The organism is Glutamicibacter sp. NPDC090743 (genome assembly GCF_044769125.1).
Taxonomy (GTDB): Bacteria; Actinomycetota; Actinomycetes; order Actinomycetales; family Micrococcaceae; genus Glutamicibacter.
Genome location: NZ_JBIVXE010000003.1, coordinates 51,919 through 69,056, shown reverse-complemented (window position 1 = coordinate 69,056; position 17,138 = coordinate 51,919). Strand labels below are relative to the sequence as shown.

Below are 17,138 nucleotides of genomic sequence, written 5' to 3'. Positions count from 1 at the left end.
CATGGATGAACTGGGAAATATCCTCATTGCCGGAACCGGACCGGTTGCGGTGCAAAGCGCCGTGCTGCTCGGGGCGCTGCCCGGGGAACTGGGCATTGCCGGGCGCGCCTCGCAGCGCTGCGCCGCCTTCTTCGACGCGCTGGAGGCCAACGCCGGCACCGCCCGCGTCCAGGTGCAAAACCCCTCCCATGCCGCACTGGCCGGGCAGGTGCGCATCGAGCACCGCTACCGCAGCTACCAGCAGGTGCGCGGCGGCTGGGACACCCTGGTACTGGCGGCCACCGCCGACGCCTACCTGCCGGTGCTGCGCGAACTGCCACCGGGGGTGCTCGCATCGCTGGCGCGGATCGTGCTGCTCTCGCCCACGCTGGGCTCGGCGGCACTGGTGCGCGAATTCGCCCGCCGCAGCGGCGTCGACCCGGAAATCATCAGCTTCTCCAGCTATCTGGGGGACACCCGGCAGGTGGAGGGGACCGGCGGAGCGCTGGTGCTGACCGCCGGCGCCAAGGCCCGCATCTACGCCAGCTCCACTGGCGGGGCCACGCCCGCGCTGCAGCGGCTGCGTGCGGTGCATGCCGCGGCCGGCACCGAAGTGCAGCTGGCGGGATCGCCGGTTGAAGCCGAGGCGCGGAACATGTCGCTGTACGTGCATCCGGCCCTGTTCTTCAACGAGCTGGCGCTGCGCGCGGTCTTCGCCCCCGCCCCGCCCGTCCAGTACGTCTACAAGCTCTATCCCGAAGGCCCGGTCACCCCGGCGCTGATCCACTCCATGGCCGAGGCCTGGCGGGAACTGTCGGCCATCACCGCCGCACTGGGCGGCCAGCCGGTCAACCTGCTGGCCTTCATGCTCGATGACGGGTATCCGGTGCACCCCCAGAGCATCGACCCGGGGAAAGCGGCCAGCTTCGAGCAGCTGCCGGCCATCGAGCAGGAGTACCTGCTCTACGTGCGCTACGCCTCGCTGCTCATCGACCCCTTCTCGCAGCCCGACGCGCAGGGCCGCTACTTCGACTTCTCGGCCATCGCCTTCCGCCCGGTCTTCCGCGATGACCAGGGCCAGTGGGATGTGCCGCGGATGCCCAAGGAAGACTACTACCGCACCAGGATCATCGCCGGTCTGGCCCGGGAACTGGCCGTGGCCTGCCCGATGATCGACACGCTGCTCGCCGCCTACGAAGACGCCCTGGTGCAAGCGGCCTCGGCCCGGGAGGGCCAGGGCTGCTCGCCGGCCTTCGCGGTGCAGGATTTCGCCGAGGACCTGGCCATGATCAGCGCCGGAATCGGGAGTGCGGCATGAGCCAGCCAGAAGTCGAAACAGCGCAGCAGCTGCCCAGCGAACGGCGCATCATCGCCGAGATCTGGCCGGCGCTGCTGGCCTCGGCGCTGGGCCTTTTGCCCTTCACGGTGCTGAGCACCTTCCTGGTGCCCATCGCCGACTGGGCCGGGGCCGGCTATGCCGAAACCGGCACCCTGCGCGGGCTGGCCGGCGTCGGCGCGGTGCTCGCCGGGGTTGCGCTGGCCCCGCTGATCGGGCGCATCGCCCCGGGCACCGTGGCCGCCGCGGCGCTGGGGCTGATGGGCGCCGCCGCCATCGCGGGGACCTTCTCGGGCCTGGCGGCACTGGCAGTTTTCTGCCTGGCCACCGGGGTGTCCAACGCGCTGCTCTACCCGGCGCTGTCCACCGCGGCCGCGGACCGCTTCGGCACCACCCCGGCCGCGGGCCGGGCAGCCACCTTGGTGATGACGGCCCAGACCCTGGCCTCCACGATCGGCGCGCCGCTGCTGGTGCTGCCGGCGATGTTCTGGGGCTGGCAGGGAAACCTGGTCGCCATCGCCGCCATCAGCATCGCCCTGATCCCGGCGGTGCTGCGCTACGGCCGCCGCGGCGCCGGGCACTGCGCGGCAGACCCGGCTCCGGCTCCAGCCCGGCTGGGCTACCTGGCTGCCTTCCGCACCCTGGCCGGCGTGCCCGGAGCCCGGGCGCTGCTGCTGGTCTCCTTCGGCCGCGCCGGCGCCTTCATGGGGCACCTGGCCTTCCTTGCCCCGCTGTACGCGGAGAAGTTCGCGCTGACCGCCAGCTGGTTCGCGTTCATCTGGTCGGTCAGCGGCGGGGCCTTCTTCCTGGGGCACCTGCTGGCCGGGCGGATGCTCAACGCCGGGGATTCGCAGCGGCGCACCCGTGCGGTGATGGTTTTCAGCCTGGGCATTTCGCTGGTGGCGCTGTTCGGCGTCTACCTCTCACCGGTGCTGCCGCTGGCGGTGGCCGGCACGGCGCTGCTTTCGGCTAGCCACGCGGTGGTCGCGGCCGCCGTGATGAGCCTGCTGGTGAGCCGTTGCACGCAGGTGCGCGGCACCGCGCTGAGCCTGAACGCGGCCGGCATGTCCCTGGGCCTGTTCCTGGGCACAGCAGCCTCCGGAGCGGCGCTGGCCGCCGCCGGCTACCTGGCCGCCGCTGCCGTGCTTGGCGCATTGACCCTGATTGCGCTGGGTGCCGCACTGGGCCTGCGCACCGATTCCATTGGCGAAACCCCCGAAAGGCAGCCATGACCCCGTTGGAACCTATCGTGCGAGAACCCCGGGAACCGCTGGCCTGCGCCGGCGATGACCTGGACCATGACCGGCGGGCCCGGCACACCTGGCTGTGGATCGCCGGGCTGCTGGCCGTACTCGTGGCCACCTTGCCGGTGGCCGTAGGGCTCGGCCCGGTGTCCATCGAGCCGGGCACCGTGCTGCAGATCCTCAAGGCGCACCTTTCCGGGATGCCCGTACCTGGTGCATTCAGCGCCTCGGACCAGTCCATCGTCCTGCTGCTGCGCGTGCCGCGGGTGCTGCTGGGTGCCGCCGTCGGGGCCGGGCTGGCCCTGGCCGGGGTGGCGCTGCAGGCGCTGACCCGCAACATCCTGGCCGAGCCCTACCTGCTGGGCGTGACCTCCGGGGCCTCCACGCTCTCGGCGGCCGCGATCCTCTTCGGCGCCACGGCCGGCATCGGCACGGCCTCGCTGGCCACCAGCGCCTTTGCCGGGGCACTGGCCGCCGGGATCTTCGTCTACCTGCTGGCGCGGGTCGGTTCGGAGATGACGTCCACCCGGCTGGTGCTGGCCGGGGTGTCCGTGGGCTATGTGCTGCACGCGCTCACCTCGCTGCTGATCTTCGCTTCGGATGATCCCAATGCGGGCCGTTCGGTGCTTTTCTGGACGCTGGGTTCACTGGCGCAGGCGACCGGGCAATCGGCAATGATCACCTGGATCGTGGTGCTCGGGACCGCCACGCTGCTGGCCTATTGGTCGCGGCCGCTGGACGCGCTGGCCATCGGCGATGGCACCGCGCAAGCGCTGGGAATATCTCCGGCGAAGCTGCGTGCGGCCGTCATGGTGGTGACCGCGGTGTGCGTGGGCGCGCTGGTAGCGTCCTCCGGCGGCATCGGATTCGTCGGGCTGGTGATTCCGCACGTAGCCCGGCTGTGCGTCGGTGCCACGCACCGCACCCTGATTCCGGTAGCCGCCCTGCTCGGCGCGATCTTCCTGGTCTGGGCCGATGTGCTGGCCCGGACGGCCATGGCACCGCAGGAATTGCCGCTGGGAATCGTCACCGCATTGCTCGGCGCCCCGCTGCTGTTCGCGCTGGTTCGCAAGCTCAATGCGGCCCAATAGGAACCAAGGACCTGGAAGAAGGCAAGAACCATGATTACTGCTACAGATATTTCGGTGGGCTATGGCGGAAAGCTGGTCATTGAATCGGCGGGGCTGCAGGCAGGCCCCGGGGAAGTGGTGGGGCTGATCGGCCCCAACGGCAGCGGCAAGTCCACCCTGCTGCGCACGCTCTATGCGGCGCTGCGGCCCACGGCAGGGCTGGTGCTCGTGGACGAGCGCCCGGTCAGCGGACTGCGCGGCAACGAACTGGCCCGCAGGATTGCCGTCGTGGCCCAGGAAACGCCGAGCGAACTGCCGGTCAGTGTCGCCGAAATGGTGCTCCTGGGCAGGGTTGCGCACCGCAAGGCGCTGGCCGCCTTTGCCCGCGAGGACCACCAGGCGGTTGCTTCGGCACTGTCCCGGGTCGGCGCCCGGCATTTGGCCGACCGCCGCTACTCGACCCTGTCCGGCGGCGAGAAGCAGCGCGTGCTGGTTGCCCGGACACTGGCCCAGCAGGCCGAGCACCTGCTTCTGGACGAACCCACCAACCACCTGGATATCCGCTACCAGCATGAGCTGCTGCGCATGGTCGGGGAACTGGGAACCACCACGGTGGTGGTGCTGCACGATTTGAATCTGGCCGCCCGCTACTGCAGCAAGCTGGTCATGCTGGCCAACGGCGGGGTCATCGCTGCGGGCACGCCCCAGGAGGTGCTGGACCCTGGGCTTCTGCTGCAGGTCTACGGGGTCCACGCGGAGCAGGTGCTGGTCAACGGCATCGTGCAACTGGTCTTCAGCCTGGCCGATGAGCCCAAGGTGCAACATAGTGGCACTCCAGTGCCCGGATGATAGCCTGCCCGGTAGGCAAGCATTGGCCAAGCGCCTGCCTGCCGGGCCCCAGCATTGACCGTGAAAGGTATCCCTGCCATGACGAATTCCGCCGCATTCGAGGCTGATAAGCACTACGATCTGATCATCCTCGGCACCGGTTCGGGCAACTCCATCCCCGGTCCAGAATTCGATGGAAAATCCATTGCCATCATCGAGAAGGGCGCTTTCGGCGGTACCTGCCTGAACGTCGGCTGCATCCCGACCAAGATGTATGTCTACGCCGCAGACGTGGCTTTGGAAACCAGGCAAGCGGCACGGCTGGGAATCGAGGCGCAGGTCAATTCGGTGGACTGGCCAGGCATCGTCAGCCGGGTCTTCGGCAAGCGCATCGATCCCATTGCCCAGGGCGGCGAGGACTACCGCCGTGGCGCGCAGACGCCGAATATCGATGTCTACGACCAGCACGCGCGGTTTGTCGGCGAGCGCACGCTGCGTACCGGGCAGGGAACAGAAGCCAGGACCATCAGCGCGGACCAGATTGTCCTGGCCGCCGGGTCGCGCCCGTTTATTCCGCAGGAAATCATCGATTCCGGCGTAGCCTTCCACACCAACGAGGACATCATGCGCTTGGCCCGCCAGCCCAAGTCCATCGTGATCATCGGTGGCGGCTACATTGCCATGGAGTTCGCCCACGTCTTCGAGGCACTGGGCACCAAGGTCACCATCCTGGCCCGTTCCGAGCTCATGCGCCAGCTGGATGCCGATCTGCGCGGTCCATTCAACCAGATGGCCGCAGAACGCTATGACGTGCGCCAGGGCAGGAGCATGGTCAGCGCCGTGCAAGAGCCCGACGGGGTGAAGCTGACCCTGGATGACGGTTCCACCGCCAGTGCGGAGGTGCTGCTTGTGGCCACGGGGCGCATCCCCAACGGCGACCAGCTGGATCTGGACCGTGCCGGCATCGACTCCGAGGACGGCCGGGTCAGCGTGGATGAGTACGGCCGTTCGACATCTGCCGAGGGCATCTGGGCGCTGGGCGATATTTCCTCGCCCTTCCTGCTCAAGCATGTGGCCAACGCGGAAATGCGCGCGGTACGCCATAACTTGCTGAACCCACAGGACATGAAGCAGATGCCCCATGAGCACGTGCCAGCGGCGGTCTTCACCCACCCGCAGATCGCCTACGTCGGCATGACCGAGGACGAAGCCCGCGAGGCAGGCCATGACATTACCGCCAAGGTGCAGAAGTACGGGGATGTGGCCTACGGCTGGGCCATGGAAGACAGCACCGGTATCGCCAAGCTCATCGCTGACCGGGAAACCGGCAAGCTGCTGGGCGCGCACTACATGGGACCGCAGGCGTCAACGCTGATCCAGCAGATGATTACGGTGATGGCCTTCGGGCTGGATGTGCGCGAGGTGGCCGCCAAGCAGTACTGGATCCACCCTGCACTTCCCGAGGTGACCGAGAACGCCCTGCTCGGCCTGGACTTCTCCTAGCGGCGGCCCGGCCTCCCGGCAGCGAACCGAGGCCACCTGGCAGCTGAACCCGCTGGCAGTAGCAAATATTGCCTAGTCGTCCTAGGCTGTAGCCATGAATGGGAAAACTTCAAGGACCGTGGCCTCGATGACCCGAAGCATGTTCGCGATCGCTGCAGGGGTGGGCATGGCGCTCGGTGCGCTGGCGGTGCTCTGGATGTTCTGGCCGATCCGCGGGGACGGCTATGGCAGCGGCCTGGGTGATCTCGGCCTGCCCTTGGCCTACGGCGCGCTCGCAGGAGTGGTGGTGGGCCTGATCTGCTGCAGCGGTGCGTATGCGGCCATTGAAATCCAGGCCATGGGGAACCATCCGGTCTCAGCAGCCAGGCAATCGGCCGCTGCTGGGATCGGCGCGGGCATCGCTGCACTGCTTCCGGCGTCGGCAGTGGCCGCGCTGGGCTGGGGCGAAATCGATCCGGCCCCGTTCCTGGGCACAGCCCTGGGGCTGCTGGCGGTGTGCTTCGCCACAGGATTCGCCATCCGGGCTGGGCTCAACCGCTGCGCGGCCCGCGGCTGAGTCCATTCGGGCTGCGCAGCCAGGCGCTGGCTGGATCTTGGCTGGACGCCGCTGGCAGTGCAGGGCCGTGCTGTGGCACCTTGGGAAGCGGGCGCTTGGCCCAAGCGCCCGGCACGAAAGCAGACCAGGAGTGGAAATGAAGTTCAAGAGCCATCTCGCCGCAGGCGCGGCGGCAGGAATGCTGGCCGGGGCGGTGGGGCTGGCCGGAATCCCGGGGGCCCACGCCAGCGGCACGACCTACACCCAAGAGGTCTCCAGCGCCGCTACCTGCGCCATGATGGAAACCGCCACGGTGGATGCCTTCAAGGCGTCCGGGTACGAAGTCGGCAGCCACGCCTGCCTGGAAGGCAATGGCCGCTACACCTTGGTGATCGAGTACTCGCAATAGTTCCCGGGCGCCACGTGACGATTATCTAGCTGCTGGCGCACCCCGTGCAGACGTGTAAATTCGGGGCGCATCCAGCCGGGGGCGATACCCTTGGAGTATGGCCCCACGTACCCAGTCTCAGGGGACGAAGAAGACCGCGGCGCGCAAACCCAAGGCGCCTGGCTCCTCGTCCTCCAAGAAAACGCCCGAGAACCCGGATGCGGAACTCGCCCTGCCGCTGCGCGCAATACGCAGCGTGTGGATGGGCATTGCCCGGATCTTCGGCGGCGCATTCCGCCGCATCGGCGGAACCGTCAAGCCTGACTACGAGCTGCGCCGCGACGGCACCGGACTGTTCCTCGCGCTGATCTCGATGATCGTCGCGATCATCGAATGGTGGGGCCTGCGCGATGCGGGCTGGTTCGGTACCGGCGTGCACGCGGTCGCCGGCGGCACCCTGGGCTTCATGGCCGTGCTGCTGCCGGTGATCTTGTTCATCGGCGCCTTCCGGCTCTTCCGCTACCCGGAGGCGGTCACCGCGAACAACCGCATCGGCATCGGCCTGCTGATCATGACGCTCTCCGGCTCGTCCATCGCCTCGCTGGCCAACGGCTCGCCAGCGGTCTCCGACGATTTCCAGGCCCTCTGGAATGCCGGCGGCATGGCCGGTTCCATCCTGGGCACCCCGCTGGGCCTGCTGATCTCGGTCCCGGGCGCCATGGCCGTGTTCATCTTCCTGGTGGTCATGTCCATCCTGATCGTCACCGCCACGCCATTTACGCAGATCCCTTCGCGCGTGCGTTCGGGCTACAACCGCCTGCTCGGCCAGGACCCGGACGCACCCCGTGCCGCCCGCCCCACGGCCGCAGTGGAACTTGATCCAGCCGGCGAGGACCATGACCAGTCCTACCTCTACCCGCAGGACGAGGCTCCGGCCCCCGCTGCCAGGAAGAAGAAGCCCGGCTTCTTCGAACGCCGGGCCGCGGCCGCCCGCAAGGTCACCGAGGTCTACGACGTGGACGGCGGCGAGCACGCTGAACGCCCCGGCGATGTCGCCTACGACAAGGCGGTCATCGGCCAGGATGATCCTGCCGAGCAGTCCACCGGCGCGATGCCTGCCGTCAACCGCAACTCCGGCAAGATCTTCGACGCCGACGAGGCCGCCACCCAGGCCATCGCCCGCCCGGACTTCGAGTCCGCCGCCGCCCCGGCCCAGGAAGACACCGCCACGGTGGCCATCCCGAAGCCCTCCGGTCCTCCGCCCGGGGTCAAGCGCCCGACCAAGGCCGAATCCGAGATGGCCGAGATCATGGCCAATATCGGGCTGAAGGCCGAGCCCGAGGCCACCACCTCCGCGATGGGCCAGGTCTCCTCGCGCGCCGCCGGGCTCGCCGCATCCCCGCAGGCGCCGATCCCCGCGCGCAGCGAGCAGCTGCAGCTGTCCGGGGATGTCACCTACACCCTGCCCGAGGAGCACTACCTTCCTGCCGGCCCGCCGGCCAAGGAAGCCTCCGAGGCCAACCAGGTGGTGGTCGATGCGCTGACCAACACCCTGCAGCAGTTCAAGGTCGACGCGAAGGTCACCGGGTTCTCCCGCGGGCCCACGGTGACCCGCTACGAGATCGAGCTGGCTCCGGGCACCAAGGTGGAGAAGGTCACCGCGCTGTCCAAGAACATCTCCTATGCGGTGGCTTCCTCGGATGTGCGCATCCTCTCGCCGATTCCGGGCAAGTCAGCCATCGGCATCGAGATCCCGAACACCGACAAGGAAGTCGTGGCGCTGGGCGATGTGCTGCGCAGCTCCAATGCCCGCAAGACCGAGCACCCGATGGTGATGGGCGTGGGCAAGGACGTGGAAGGCGGCTTCGTCGTGGCCAACCTGGCCAAGATGCCGCACCTGCTGGTGGCAGGCGCCACCGGTGCGGGCAAGTCCTCGTTCGTGAACTCGATGATCACCTCGATCCTGATGCGCTCCACCCCGGACGAGGTGCGCATGGTCATGGTCGACCCCAAGCGCGTGGAGCTGACCGCCTACGAAGGCGTGCCGCACCTGATCACCCCGATCATCACCAACCCGAAGAAGGCCGCCGAGGCACTGGGCTGGGTGGTCCGCGAAATGGACACCCGCTACGACGATCTGGCCAACTTCGGTTTCAAGCACATCGACGACTTCAACAAGGCGGTCAAGGCCGGCAAGGTGCACCCTCCGGAGGGTTCCAAGCGCGTGCTCAAGCCCTACCCGTACCTGCTGGTGATCGTCGATGAGCTCGCCGACTTGATGATGGTCGCCCCACGCGATGTCGAAGAGTCCATCGTGCGCATCACCCAGCTGGCGCGTGCCGCCGGCATCCACCTGGTGCTGGCCACCCAGCGCCCCTCGGTGGATGTGGTCACCGGCTTGATCAAGGCCAACGTGCCCTCGCGCATGGCCTTCGCGACCTCCTCGGTCACCGACTCCCGTGTGGTCCTGGACCAGCCCGGGGCCGAGAAGCTGCTGGGCCAGGGCGACGCCCTGTTCCTGCCGATGGGCACCTCCAAGCCGATGCGCGTGCAGGGCGCCTGGGTGACCGAATCCGAAATCCACCGCGTGGTCGAGCACGTCAAGAGCCAGCTGAAGCCCGAGTACCGGGAAGACGTGATCCCGGCTGCCGAGAAGAAGAAGCAGATCGATGAGGACATCGGAGACGATCTGGATCTGCTGCTGCAGGCTACCGAGCTCGTGGTCACCAGCCAGTTCGGCTCCACCTCGATGCTGCAGCGCAAGCTGCGCGTGGGCTTCGCCAAGGCCGGACGCCTGATGGACCTGATGGAATCGCGGGGCGTTGTCGGCCCTTCCGAGGGCTCCAAGGCCCGCGATGTGCTGATCCAGCCCGATGACCTGCCCATGGTCCTGGCCGCGATGCGCGGCGATGACCCGGCGACCAGCACCCCGTCGGCCACCGAGGCCGCGCTGGTGGCCGAAGCCAACGTGAACCACGCCGAGCCGGTCACCGACTATGCCGAGGACCTGGTTGCCAAGGATCTGGAAGAACGCCCGCAAGCCGTCGACTACTTCGATGGCTCCGACGAACCTGGCGAAGACGCCTGGGACCTGACAGGAAGAAACTGAAACCCATGAGCGAGCAAGCTGGCCGCAGTGCCCAGCCACCGGTACCGACGCTGAATATCGCCAACGTGCTCACTACCATCCGCATCATCATGGTGCCTTTCTTCGTCTGGGCCCTGATGGCCGATAACCACGAGCAAGGCCTGTGGCGCTGGGTCGCGCTGGGACTTTTCGTGGTGGCCATGTACACCGACAAGCTCGACGGGGACCTGGCGCGCAGCCGCGGGCTGGTCACCAACTTCGGCAAGATCGCGGACCCGATCGCCGACAAGCTGCTCACCGGTTCGGCGCTGGTTTGCTTCTCGATCCTGGCCGAGCTGCCTTGGTGGGTCACCATCGTGATCCTGGTGCGCGAATGGGGCATCACCTTGCTGCGCGTGGTGGTCATCCGCTACGGCGTGATTGCCGCGAATATGGGCGGCAAGATCAAGACCGTGTTGCAGGCCATCGTGATCGGCCTGTACCTGCTGCCCTACACCCACACCATTGACTGGCTGGGCACCGTGGCGTGGTACCTGATGCTGCTGACCCTGGCCGTCACCGTGGTCACCGGACTGGAATACCTGGTCAAGGCCGGCCAGCTGGCAGCCGCGGCCAAGAAGCAGAAGTAGGGCCGGCACCATGAAGCCCCAGGCACCCGAGGTGATCGCCAAGGCCATTGAAGGCGATGTGCAGCTGGCTACGGCCGAATCGTTGACCGCTGGCATGATTGCCGCGCGCCTGGCCGAGGTGCCCGGCGCCTCGGCGGTGCTGCGCGGGGGAGTTGTCAGCTATTCCTCGGCGGTGAAGTCATCGCTGCTGGGCGTCGATGAGTCGCTGCTTGCCTCCAAGGGATCGGTGGATCCCGAGGTTGCCCGGCAGATGGCCGTGGGGGCGCAGCGTGCCTGCGGTGCAGACGCGGCGATTTCTGCAACCGGGGTCGCTGGACCGGACCCGCACGATGGCAAGGCGGTGGGAACCGTGTATATTGGGTGGGCCATGGGCGCTGACTCGGGATCCGAAGTCCACCACTTCGTGGGAGACCGGGCACAGATCCGCGAGCAGAGCACCCTGGCGGCACTTCACCAGTTCGCTGCCATCTTGGATAAAGCTTCTTCACAGTAAGACGCGAAATACTCTTCTTCCCGAGATGTTACGCAAAAATCACGGCAAATGTGGCGTAGGTCGCATTTAAGTGATTAGGGTGAATGTACGGGAACAAAATCGTATGACCTGTCGTTGTACGAATTGCAGGGCCGCAAGGATGGCCCCCGTATTTGATTAGATCTTCGAGATGGACCTAGGAGCAGAGGCTAAATTCATGGTCAAGCAACCCGTAACTGTCAATGGTGTCGTCCGTTGGCGCGATATGGGAGAAGCCCATATGGTCCAGCCCGAGAAGGAGGAGCACAAAATGGTAGTACTCCGTCATGAAATCGGCGATGTTCTGCGCGACGTCCGTCAGCGCCAGGGACGTACCCTTCGCGAGGTTTCGCATAGCGCACGTGTTTCCCTTGGCTACCTGTCCGAGGTTGAGCGTGGCCAGAAGGAAGCCTCTTCGGAGCTGCTCTCCTCGATCTGCGTGGCGCTGGAAATCCCATTGTCCCTGATGCTCCGTGAAGTATCCGAGCGCGTTGCCCTGGCAGAGGGCATTGCTATCCCGGATACCGTCCCTACGGATATGGCCAACGAGTTTGCCGCCAAGAGCGGCAACAAGCCATTGGCCTCGGTCTAGAACCAAATTTTTTAGGGCTACCGCTACTCAGTAATCGAGACTGCCGGCAGCCGTGCAAGGAGCCTGCGCGAAATGCGTGGGCTCCTTGCCTATGCGTGGGAGAATAATTAGGTGAAAATCAGCGATTTCTGGCGCAACATGGAAAACGAGTTCGGCGCGCGGTACTCCCACGTGCTGGCCGATTCCATGGCCCTTACCGAACTTGGCAGCCTTACCGCCGCGCAGGCGCTGGACAAGGGCATCAAGCCCAAGCGGATTTGGGAAGCCCTGTGCAAGGCGCAAGACATTCCGGCCGAACGCTGGCTTGGCGTGGATATCGAGCCGAAGGAATCGTAGCGACTCCGTTCGAAAGTCCCGGCACTGGATCTTCGAACATGCCGTGTTGAATTTCGAACATCTGTTCGGATAGGGTTATCCTAGAAGCAACGCAGGAAACTGCACCAAGAACTTAAGCACTGAGACTGTCCACACTTGAGGGCTATCGGAGTCCAAAGTGTCGGTGGGCAAGCATACTGTCTATTGCAGGACAAAATTCATGAGCAAGTACGTAGCAAGCTTGCAAGAGCAAAGGTGAACCATGGCAGCAAAAAATGATCGGGAAAAGGCGCTAGAGGCTGTCCTGGGCCAAATCGACAAGGCCTACGGCAAGGGCTCGGTCATGCGCCTGGGCGATGAAACCCGTGCACCCATTGAAGTAATTCCTACCGGTTCGGTTGCCTTGGATGTCGCCCTTGGCATTGGCGGCCTGCCACGCGGCCGCGTGGTGGAAATCTACGGCCCTGAGTCCTCGGGTAAAACCACGGTTGCCCTGCATGCAGTCGCCAGCGCGCAGAAAGCCGGCGGCGTTGCGGCATTCATCGATGCTGAGCACGCGCTTGATCCGGAATACGCCAAGAAGCTGGGCGTCGACACCGACGCACTGCTGGTCTCCCAGCCGGATACCGGCGAGCAGGCCCTGGAAATCATGGATATGCTCGTGGGCTCCGGCGCGCTGGATATCATCGTCATCGACTCCGTGGCAGCACTGGTTCCACGCGCCGAAATCGAAGGCGAAATGGGTGACAGCCATGTCGGCCTGCAGGCCCGCTTGATGTCCCAGGCTCTGCGCAAGATCACCGGCCGCCTCTCGGCCTCGAAGACTACCGCAATCTTCATCAACCAGCTGCGTGAAAAGATTGGCGTCTTCTTCGGCAGCCCGGAAACCACCACAGGCGGCAAGGCGCTGAAGTTCTACGCTTCGGTCCGCATCGACATCCGCCGCATTGAGACCCTGAAAGAGGGCACCAACGCGGTCGGCAACCGCACCCGCTGCAAGGTCGTCAAGAACAAGATGGCTCCTCCTTTCAAGCAGGCTGAATTCGACATCCTGTACGGCCACGGCATCTCCCGCGAAGGTTCGCTCATCGATATGGGTGTCGAGCATAACCTGGTCAAGAAGTCCGGTGCCTGGTTCACCTACGACGGGGACCAGCTGGGCCAAGGCAAGGAAAACGCCCGCCGCTTCCTGCGCGACAACCCGGATCTGGCCGACGAACTCGAGCGCCAGATCTTGCAGAAGCTCGGCGTTCTGCCACAGGAAGAAGTTGAAGAAGACGAGACCGAACTGCGAGTCGTCGAGGGCGATAAGTAGTGGCCCCAGGCTTCCAGCGACGTAGCGTCCGACCCGGAAAGAATTCCGGGTCGGACGCTACGTCCGTTTCGAAAGAGTTCCAGGGGGATCCCGAGGACATGCCGGACTGGGCAAAACCCAGCCCGGAAGAAGTGGAAGCACAAGCGGCTGAGGAATCAGCTAGGCGGGAACGCGCCGCCCGGCGCGCCGCAACCCCAGCCATGCCAGCGGGCAGCACCTCCCGCACCATTGCCAGCTTCCCGGAGGAATCCAGGAAACCGGGCAGTGTTGAAGAGCTGCGTGCGGCGATGGAACAGATTGTTGCCGCGCCCGCACCGGCCAAACCCTCGAAGCAGGAACGCCGCGAAGCACGCGAAGCGAGAAAAGCGGCGCGCGAAGCCGGGGAGCCCGAAGAGCTCAGCGATGACCAGTGGCGGGAAAAGGCGCGTGGCATTTTGCTGCGCCAGCTCACAGCCAGCGACAAGACCGCGAAACAGCTCAAGGACAAGCTTCTTGACAACCAATGCCCTGAGGATATCGCTGATGAAGTCATCGACCGGTATGCCGAGATCAATCTCGTTGATGACGAACGCTTTGCGAAGTCGTGGGTAGTTGCCCGCGCGCGCTCGCGCGGATTGGCCCGTGGGGCGATCAAGCGCGAGCTGCGCACCAAGGGCGTGGACGATGAACTGGCCGCTGAAGCGCTTGAGCAAATTGATGATGAGGCCGAGGAGCAGCGGGCCCGTGAACTGGTTCGCGCGAAACTGCGCCCGGAATCCATGGGCGCAGATAGGGATAGGGCATTACGCCGACTAGTAGGGATGCTGGGGCGTAAAGGCTACAACGGCGGCTTGGCCTTCAAGGTCGCGCGCGAAGAATGGGAAGAGCGCTTCGGTAGCCGCTACTGATTGCGCTTCGGACCCTGGGCAGGTGCTTTGCTGCGGCGTCCAAGCCAATCATCAATGCCCTGGTATGCCCACAGGATCAAGGCGGCGATCCCGGCAAGCACGGAGCCAACACCGATATTGAACAGCAAGTCATCGGTCTCGTGGTCCATCGGCGGGAGGAGGCCGATGGCGATCGGGATGGCGAAGAGGAAAAGCGCGGATAATCCGGCCATCCAGATATGGAAGACCTTCATGCCGCGTGACAAGCGCAATGGGCGGGATTTCTCGGGTTCCGGCTGAGGGCGAGGCGAATGGTTTTCCACGGAAATCTCTCTCATAGGCCGAATTGGCTAGTTGATAGTCTAATTCAATCCTAACCCTTCCGAGGGAAGCGGTGAATCCGGCGATTAGCGGGCACGCGCTGCGAACAGCACGCAGGAGCGCGTCCCAAGGTCACCTGTATTTCAGCAGTACCCAATCTTCGGTAATCTTGAAGAGTGACTGAGCAACATACCTTGAGCAACATCGGCAGTGGAGAACTACCCCGTACCTATGAAGTACGTACCTTCGGCTGCCAAATGAACGTGCACGATTCCGAGCGGCTCTCCGGTCTCCTGGAAGATGCGGGCCTAAGCCGCAAATCCGAAGAGCTGGCCGAAGAAGCAGCCGACGTCGTCGTCTTCAATACCTGCGCAGTGCGTGAAAACGCAGACAACAAGCTCTACGGGCATCTGGGCCTGCTGAAGAACCTGAAGGCCGAACGCCCCAATATGCAAATTGCCGTCGGCGGGTGCCTTGCCCAGAAGGACCGGGACACCATCGTCAAGAAAGCCCCATGGGTAGACGTGGTGTTCGGCACGCACAATATCGGTTCGTTGCCTACGCTGCTGGCCCGCTCGCGCCACAACCAGGAGGCGCAACTGGAGATCCTGGAATCACTGGATGTCTTCCCATCCACCTTGCCGACTCGACGCGAATCCGTGTACGCAGGCTGGGTCTCCATTTCCGTGGGTTGCAACAATACCTGCACCTTCTGCATCGTCCCATCCTTGCGCGGCAAGGAGCGCGATCGCCGCCCGGGCGAGATCCTCGCCGAAATCCAGGCCCTGGTCGATGATGGGGCCATCGAAGTGACCCTGCTGGGCCAGAACGTGAATTCCTACGGCGTGGAATTCGGAGACCGCTTGGCCTTCGGCAAGTTGCTGCGCGCTTGCGGCGAAATAGAAGGACTCGAACGCGTGCGCTTCACCAGCCCGCACCCAGCGGCCTTCACCGATGACGTCATCGATGCCATGGCCGAGACCCCGAACGTGATGCCGCAGCTGCATATGCCGCTGCAGTCCGGCTCGGACAGGGTGCTCAAGGAAATGCGCCGCTCCTACCGGTCCAAGAAATTCCTGGGCATCCTGGAAAAGGTTCGCGAACGCATCCCGCATGCCGCAATCACCACCGACATCATCGTTGGCTTCCCGGGCGAAACCGAAGAGGACTTCCAAGCCACCCTCGACGTGGTTGAAGCGTCGCGATTCTCCTCGGCATTCACCTTCCAGTATTCCAAGCGGCCGGGAACACCGGCAGCCGACCTGGAAGACCAGCTGCCCAAGGCGGTGGTCCAGGAACGCTACGAGCGCCTGACCGCGCTCCAGGACCGCATTGCCAAGGAAGAGAATGCGAAGCAGCTGGGCCGTACCGTAGAAGTGATGGCCACCGGGCAGTCCGGACGCAAGTCCGGGGAAACCCGGCGCCTGTCCGGACGCTCGCAGGACCAGCGCCTGGTGCACTTCTCTGTGCCTGACGGAGCCCAAGCCCCGCGCCCAGGCGATCTGGTCACCCTGCCTATTACCGAAGTGGCATCATTCCACCTGATTTCCGATCCCACCGCTGACCAGTACTCCCTGCGCCGTTCGCGTGCCGGGGATGCCTGGGGCCGTGCCCAAGCCGAAAGCTGCGGGGTACCTTCCCCAGCTGCGAACGGTTCCATCGGCCGCACGAGCTTGGGCATGCCAACCTTGAAAGTGCGTAGCTAAGTACATGACCAATTCGAACCTGCCGGTCATCGCCATCGTCGGCCCCACCGGCACCGGCAAGTCAGATTTGGCTATTGCCCTGGCCCGGGAACTGGGCGGGGAAATCGTCAATTCAGATGCCCTGCAGTTCTACCGCGGCATGGATATCGGCACCGCGAAGCTGCCGGTGGATGAACGTGGCGGCATCGAGCATCATTTGCTCGACACCATGGCCATCACCGAGGAAGCGTCCGTCGCGGCCTTCCAAGCCCAAGCCCGCGACCACTTCGCCCGAATCCGGGCCCGCGGCAAGATTCCGGTGATGGTCGGCGGCTCTGGACTGTATGTGCGCGCAGCACTTGACGTCATCGATTTCCCGCCGACAGATCCCGGGGTCAGGAAACGGCTGGAGGCTGAGGTCGAGGCCGAAGGCGACGGACCCCTGCGCCGCCGATTGGCCGAGGTGGACCCGGTGTCCGCTGGGCGCAACCTGGATTTGCGCCGCGCGATCCGGGCCCTTGAAGTCTACGAGATTTCCGGGCGGGCCTTCAGCTCCTTCATGCCGCAACGCGAGTATGCCGCACCGGCAATCCAGATCGGTTTGAACTATGACCGGCATGCATTGCACGAAGCCCTGGAAGCCCGCGTGCACAAGATGGATGCCATGGGATTAGCCGAAGAAGTCGCAGGACTTCTTGAACAAGGATTACGCGAAGGCAAGACCGCTTCGCGTGCCATCGGGTACCAGCAGTACATTGACTACTTGGATGGGCAGATCACCCGAGCCGAAGCCATTGACCAGACGATCATCGCCACGCGCAAGTTCGCGCGACGGCAGATCACCTGGTTCAATGCAGACCAGCGGGTCAACTGGCTGAACCCGATCGAACCGGGACTGCTGCAAAAAACGCTGAAGATCATTGGCTAGCCAAC

General features: G+C 65.0%; 17 protein-coding genes. 16 read left to right on the top strand and 1 reads right to left on the bottom strand.

Annotated features, from left to right (window positions below):
• The first annotated feature begins 1 nt into the window (after position 1).
• From ACIQTS_RS06770 to ACIQTS_RS06705, 14 genes are all read left to right on the top strand, one after another.
• On the top strand, positions 2-1,297 hold the full coding sequence (locus ACIQTS_RS06770; protein WP_402472240.1) for an opine metallophore biosynthesis dehydrogenase: 1,296 nt from the start codon (positions 2-4) through the stop codon (positions 1,295-1,297).
• Positions 1,294-2,547 carry an MFS transporter gene (locus tag ACIQTS_RS06765; protein WP_332594692.1) on the top strand — a complete coding sequence of 418 codons (1,254 nt, stop codon included), beginning with the start codon at positions 1,294-1,296 and terminating at the stop codon, positions 2,545-2,547. The genes ACIQTS_RS06770 and ACIQTS_RS06765 overlap by 4 nt, the downstream gene beginning before the upstream one ends.
• A 17-nt stretch (positions 2,548-2,564) precedes the next feature.
• Positions 2,565-3,650: a FecCD family ABC transporter permease gene (locus ACIQTS_RS06760; RefSeq protein ID WP_402472237.1), complete on the top strand. Its 1,086-nt coding sequence runs from the start codon at positions 2,565-2,567 to the stop codon at positions 3,648-3,650.
• A gap of 30 nt (positions 3,651-3,680) precedes the next feature.
• Positions 3,681-4,478 (top strand): ABC transporter ATP-binding protein, encoded by a 798-nt coding sequence (locus ACIQTS_RS06755; RefSeq protein ID WP_400290461.1) that lies wholly within the window; start codon positions 3,681-3,683, stop codon positions 4,476-4,478.
• 78 nt (positions 4,479-4,556) lie between these two features.
• The gene (gene mtr / locus ACIQTS_RS06750) at positions 4,557-5,960 is read left to right on the top strand and encodes a mycothione reductase (protein WP_400290463.1); all 1,404 of its coding nucleotides are present in this window, start codon (positions 4,557-4,559) and stop codon (positions 5,958-5,960) included.
• Between the two features lie 94 nt (positions 5,961-6,054).
• Entirely contained in the window at positions 6,055-6,516 is a 462-nt protein-coding gene (locus ACIQTS_RS06745; RefSeq protein WP_400290465.1) for a hypothetical protein, read from the top strand.
• 136 nt (positions 6,517-6,652) lie between these two features.
• Complete coding sequence (locus ACIQTS_RS06740) at positions 6,653-6,904, top strand: hypothetical protein (RefSeq protein WP_332498703.1); 252 nt, start codon at positions 6,653-6,655, stop codon at positions 6,902-6,904.
• Positions 6,905-7,001: 97 nt separating this feature from the next.
• Positions 7,002-9,992, top strand: coding sequence for a DNA translocase FtsK 4TM domain-containing protein (locus ACIQTS_RS06735; protein WP_402472232.1), 2,991 nt, complete (start codon positions 7,002-7,004; stop codon positions 9,990-9,992).
• A 5-nt stretch (positions 9,993-9,997) separates the two neighbouring features.
• Positions 9,998-10,600, top strand: coding sequence for a CDP-diacylglycerol--glycerol-3-phosphate 3-phosphatidyltransferase (gene pgsA, locus ACIQTS_RS06730; RefSeq protein ID WP_332487900.1), 603 nt, complete (start codon positions 9,998-10,000; stop codon positions 10,598-10,600).
• 10 nt (positions 10,601-10,610) lie between these two features.
• Positions 10,611-11,093, top strand: coding sequence for a CinA family protein (locus tag ACIQTS_RS06725; protein WP_400290473.1), 483 nt, complete (start codon positions 10,611-10,613; stop codon positions 11,091-11,093).
• Positions 11,094-11,289: 196 nt separating this feature from the next.
• Positions 11,290-11,703: a helix-turn-helix domain-containing protein gene (locus ACIQTS_RS06720; protein ID WP_105658240.1), complete on the top strand. Its 414-nt coding sequence runs from the start codon at positions 11,290-11,292 to the stop codon at positions 11,701-11,703.
• Between the two features lie 111 nt (positions 11,704-11,814).
• Entirely contained in the window at positions 11,815-12,039 is a 225-nt protein-coding gene (locus ACIQTS_RS06715) for a DUF3046 domain-containing protein (RefSeq protein ID WP_402472227.1), read from the top strand.
• A 241-nt stretch (positions 12,040-12,280) separates the two neighbouring features.
• A complete protein-coding gene (gene recA / locus ACIQTS_RS06710) occupies positions 12,281-13,333 on the top strand; it encodes a recombinase RecA (protein ID WP_105658167.1) in 1,053 nt (350 codons plus the stop codon).
• Between the two features lie 98 nt (positions 13,334-13,431).
• Complete coding sequence (locus tag ACIQTS_RS06705) at positions 13,432-14,220, top strand: regulatory protein RecX (RefSeq protein ID WP_105658166.1); 789 nt, start codon at positions 13,432-13,434, stop codon at positions 14,218-14,220.
• Here ACIQTS_RS06705 and ACIQTS_RS06700 read toward each other — a convergent pair.
• Positions 14,214-14,537 (bottom strand): hypothetical protein, encoded by a 324-nt coding sequence (locus ACIQTS_RS06700; protein ID WP_402472225.1) that lies wholly within the window; start codon positions 14,535-14,537, stop codon positions 14,214-14,216. The two genes, ACIQTS_RS06705 and ACIQTS_RS06700, sit on opposite strands and share 7 nt — an antisense overlap.
• A 159-nt stretch (positions 14,538-14,696) precedes the next feature.
• Between ACIQTS_RS06700 and miaB the strand changes: the two genes are divergently transcribed.
• Both miaB and miaA read left to right on the top strand, forming a co-directional pair.
• A complete protein-coding gene (gene miaB, locus ACIQTS_RS06695; protein WP_402472222.1) occupies positions 14,697-16,226 on the top strand; it encodes a tRNA (N6-isopentenyl adenosine(37)-C2)-methylthiotransferase MiaB in 1,530 nt (509 codons plus the stop codon).
• Positions 16,227-16,230: 4 nt separating this feature from the next.
• Positions 16,231-17,133 (top strand): tRNA (adenosine(37)-N6)-dimethylallyltransferase MiaA, encoded by a 903-nt coding sequence (gene miaA, locus ACIQTS_RS06690; RefSeq protein ID WP_402472220.1) that lies wholly within the window; start codon positions 16,231-16,233, stop codon positions 17,131-17,133.
• Positions 17,134-17,138 lie beyond the last annotated feature (5 nt).

Coding starts and splice junctions, on each gene's coding strand:
- ACIQTS_RS06770 (WP_402472240.1), top strand. CDS start 2: ATGGATGAACTGGGAAATATCCTCATTGCCGGAACCGGACCGGTTGCG.
- ACIQTS_RS06765 (WP_332594692.1), top strand. CDS start 1,294: ATGAGCCAGCCAGAAGTCGAAACAGCGCAGCAGCTGCCCAGCGAACGG.
- ACIQTS_RS06755 (WP_400290461.1), top strand. CDS start 3,681: ATGATTACTGCTACAGATATTTCGGTGGGCTATGGCGGAAAGCTGGTC.
- mtr (WP_400290463.1), top strand. CDS start 4,557: ATGACGAATTCCGCCGCATTCGAGGCTGATAAGCACTACGATCTGATC.
- ACIQTS_RS06745 (WP_400290465.1), top strand. CDS start 6,055: ATGAATGGGAAAACTTCAAGGACCGTGGCCTCGATGACCCGAAGCATG.
- ACIQTS_RS06740 (WP_332498703.1), top strand. CDS start 6,653: ATGAAGTTCAAGAGCCATCTCGCCGCAGGCGCGGCGGCAGGAATGCTG.
- ACIQTS_RS06735 (WP_402472232.1), top strand. CDS start 7,002: ATGGCCCCACGTACCCAGTCTCAGGGGACGAAGAAGACCGCGGCGCGC.
- pgsA (WP_332487900.1), top strand. CDS start 9,998: ATGAGCGAGCAAGCTGGCCGCAGTGCCCAGCCACCGGTACCGACGCTG.
- ACIQTS_RS06725 (WP_400290473.1), top strand. CDS start 10,611: ATGAAGCCCCAGGCACCCGAGGTGATCGCCAAGGCCATTGAAGGCGAT.
- ACIQTS_RS06720 (WP_105658240.1), top strand. CDS start 11,290: ATGGTCAAGCAACCCGTAACTGTCAATGGTGTCGTCCGTTGGCGCGAT.
- recA (WP_105658167.1), top strand. CDS start 12,281: ATGGCAGCAAAAAATGATCGGGAAAAGGCGCTAGAGGCTGTCCTGGGC.
- ACIQTS_RS06705 (WP_105658166.1), top strand. CDS start 13,432: ATGCCGGACTGGGCAAAACCCAGCCCGGAAGAAGTGGAAGCACAAGCG.
- ACIQTS_RS06700 (WP_402472225.1), bottom strand. CDS start 14,537: ATGAGAGAGATTTCCGTGGAAAACCATTCGCCTCGCCCTCAGCCGGAA.
- miaA (WP_402472220.1), top strand. CDS start 16,231: ATGACCAATTCGAACCTGCCGGTCATCGCCATCGTCGGCCCCACCGGC.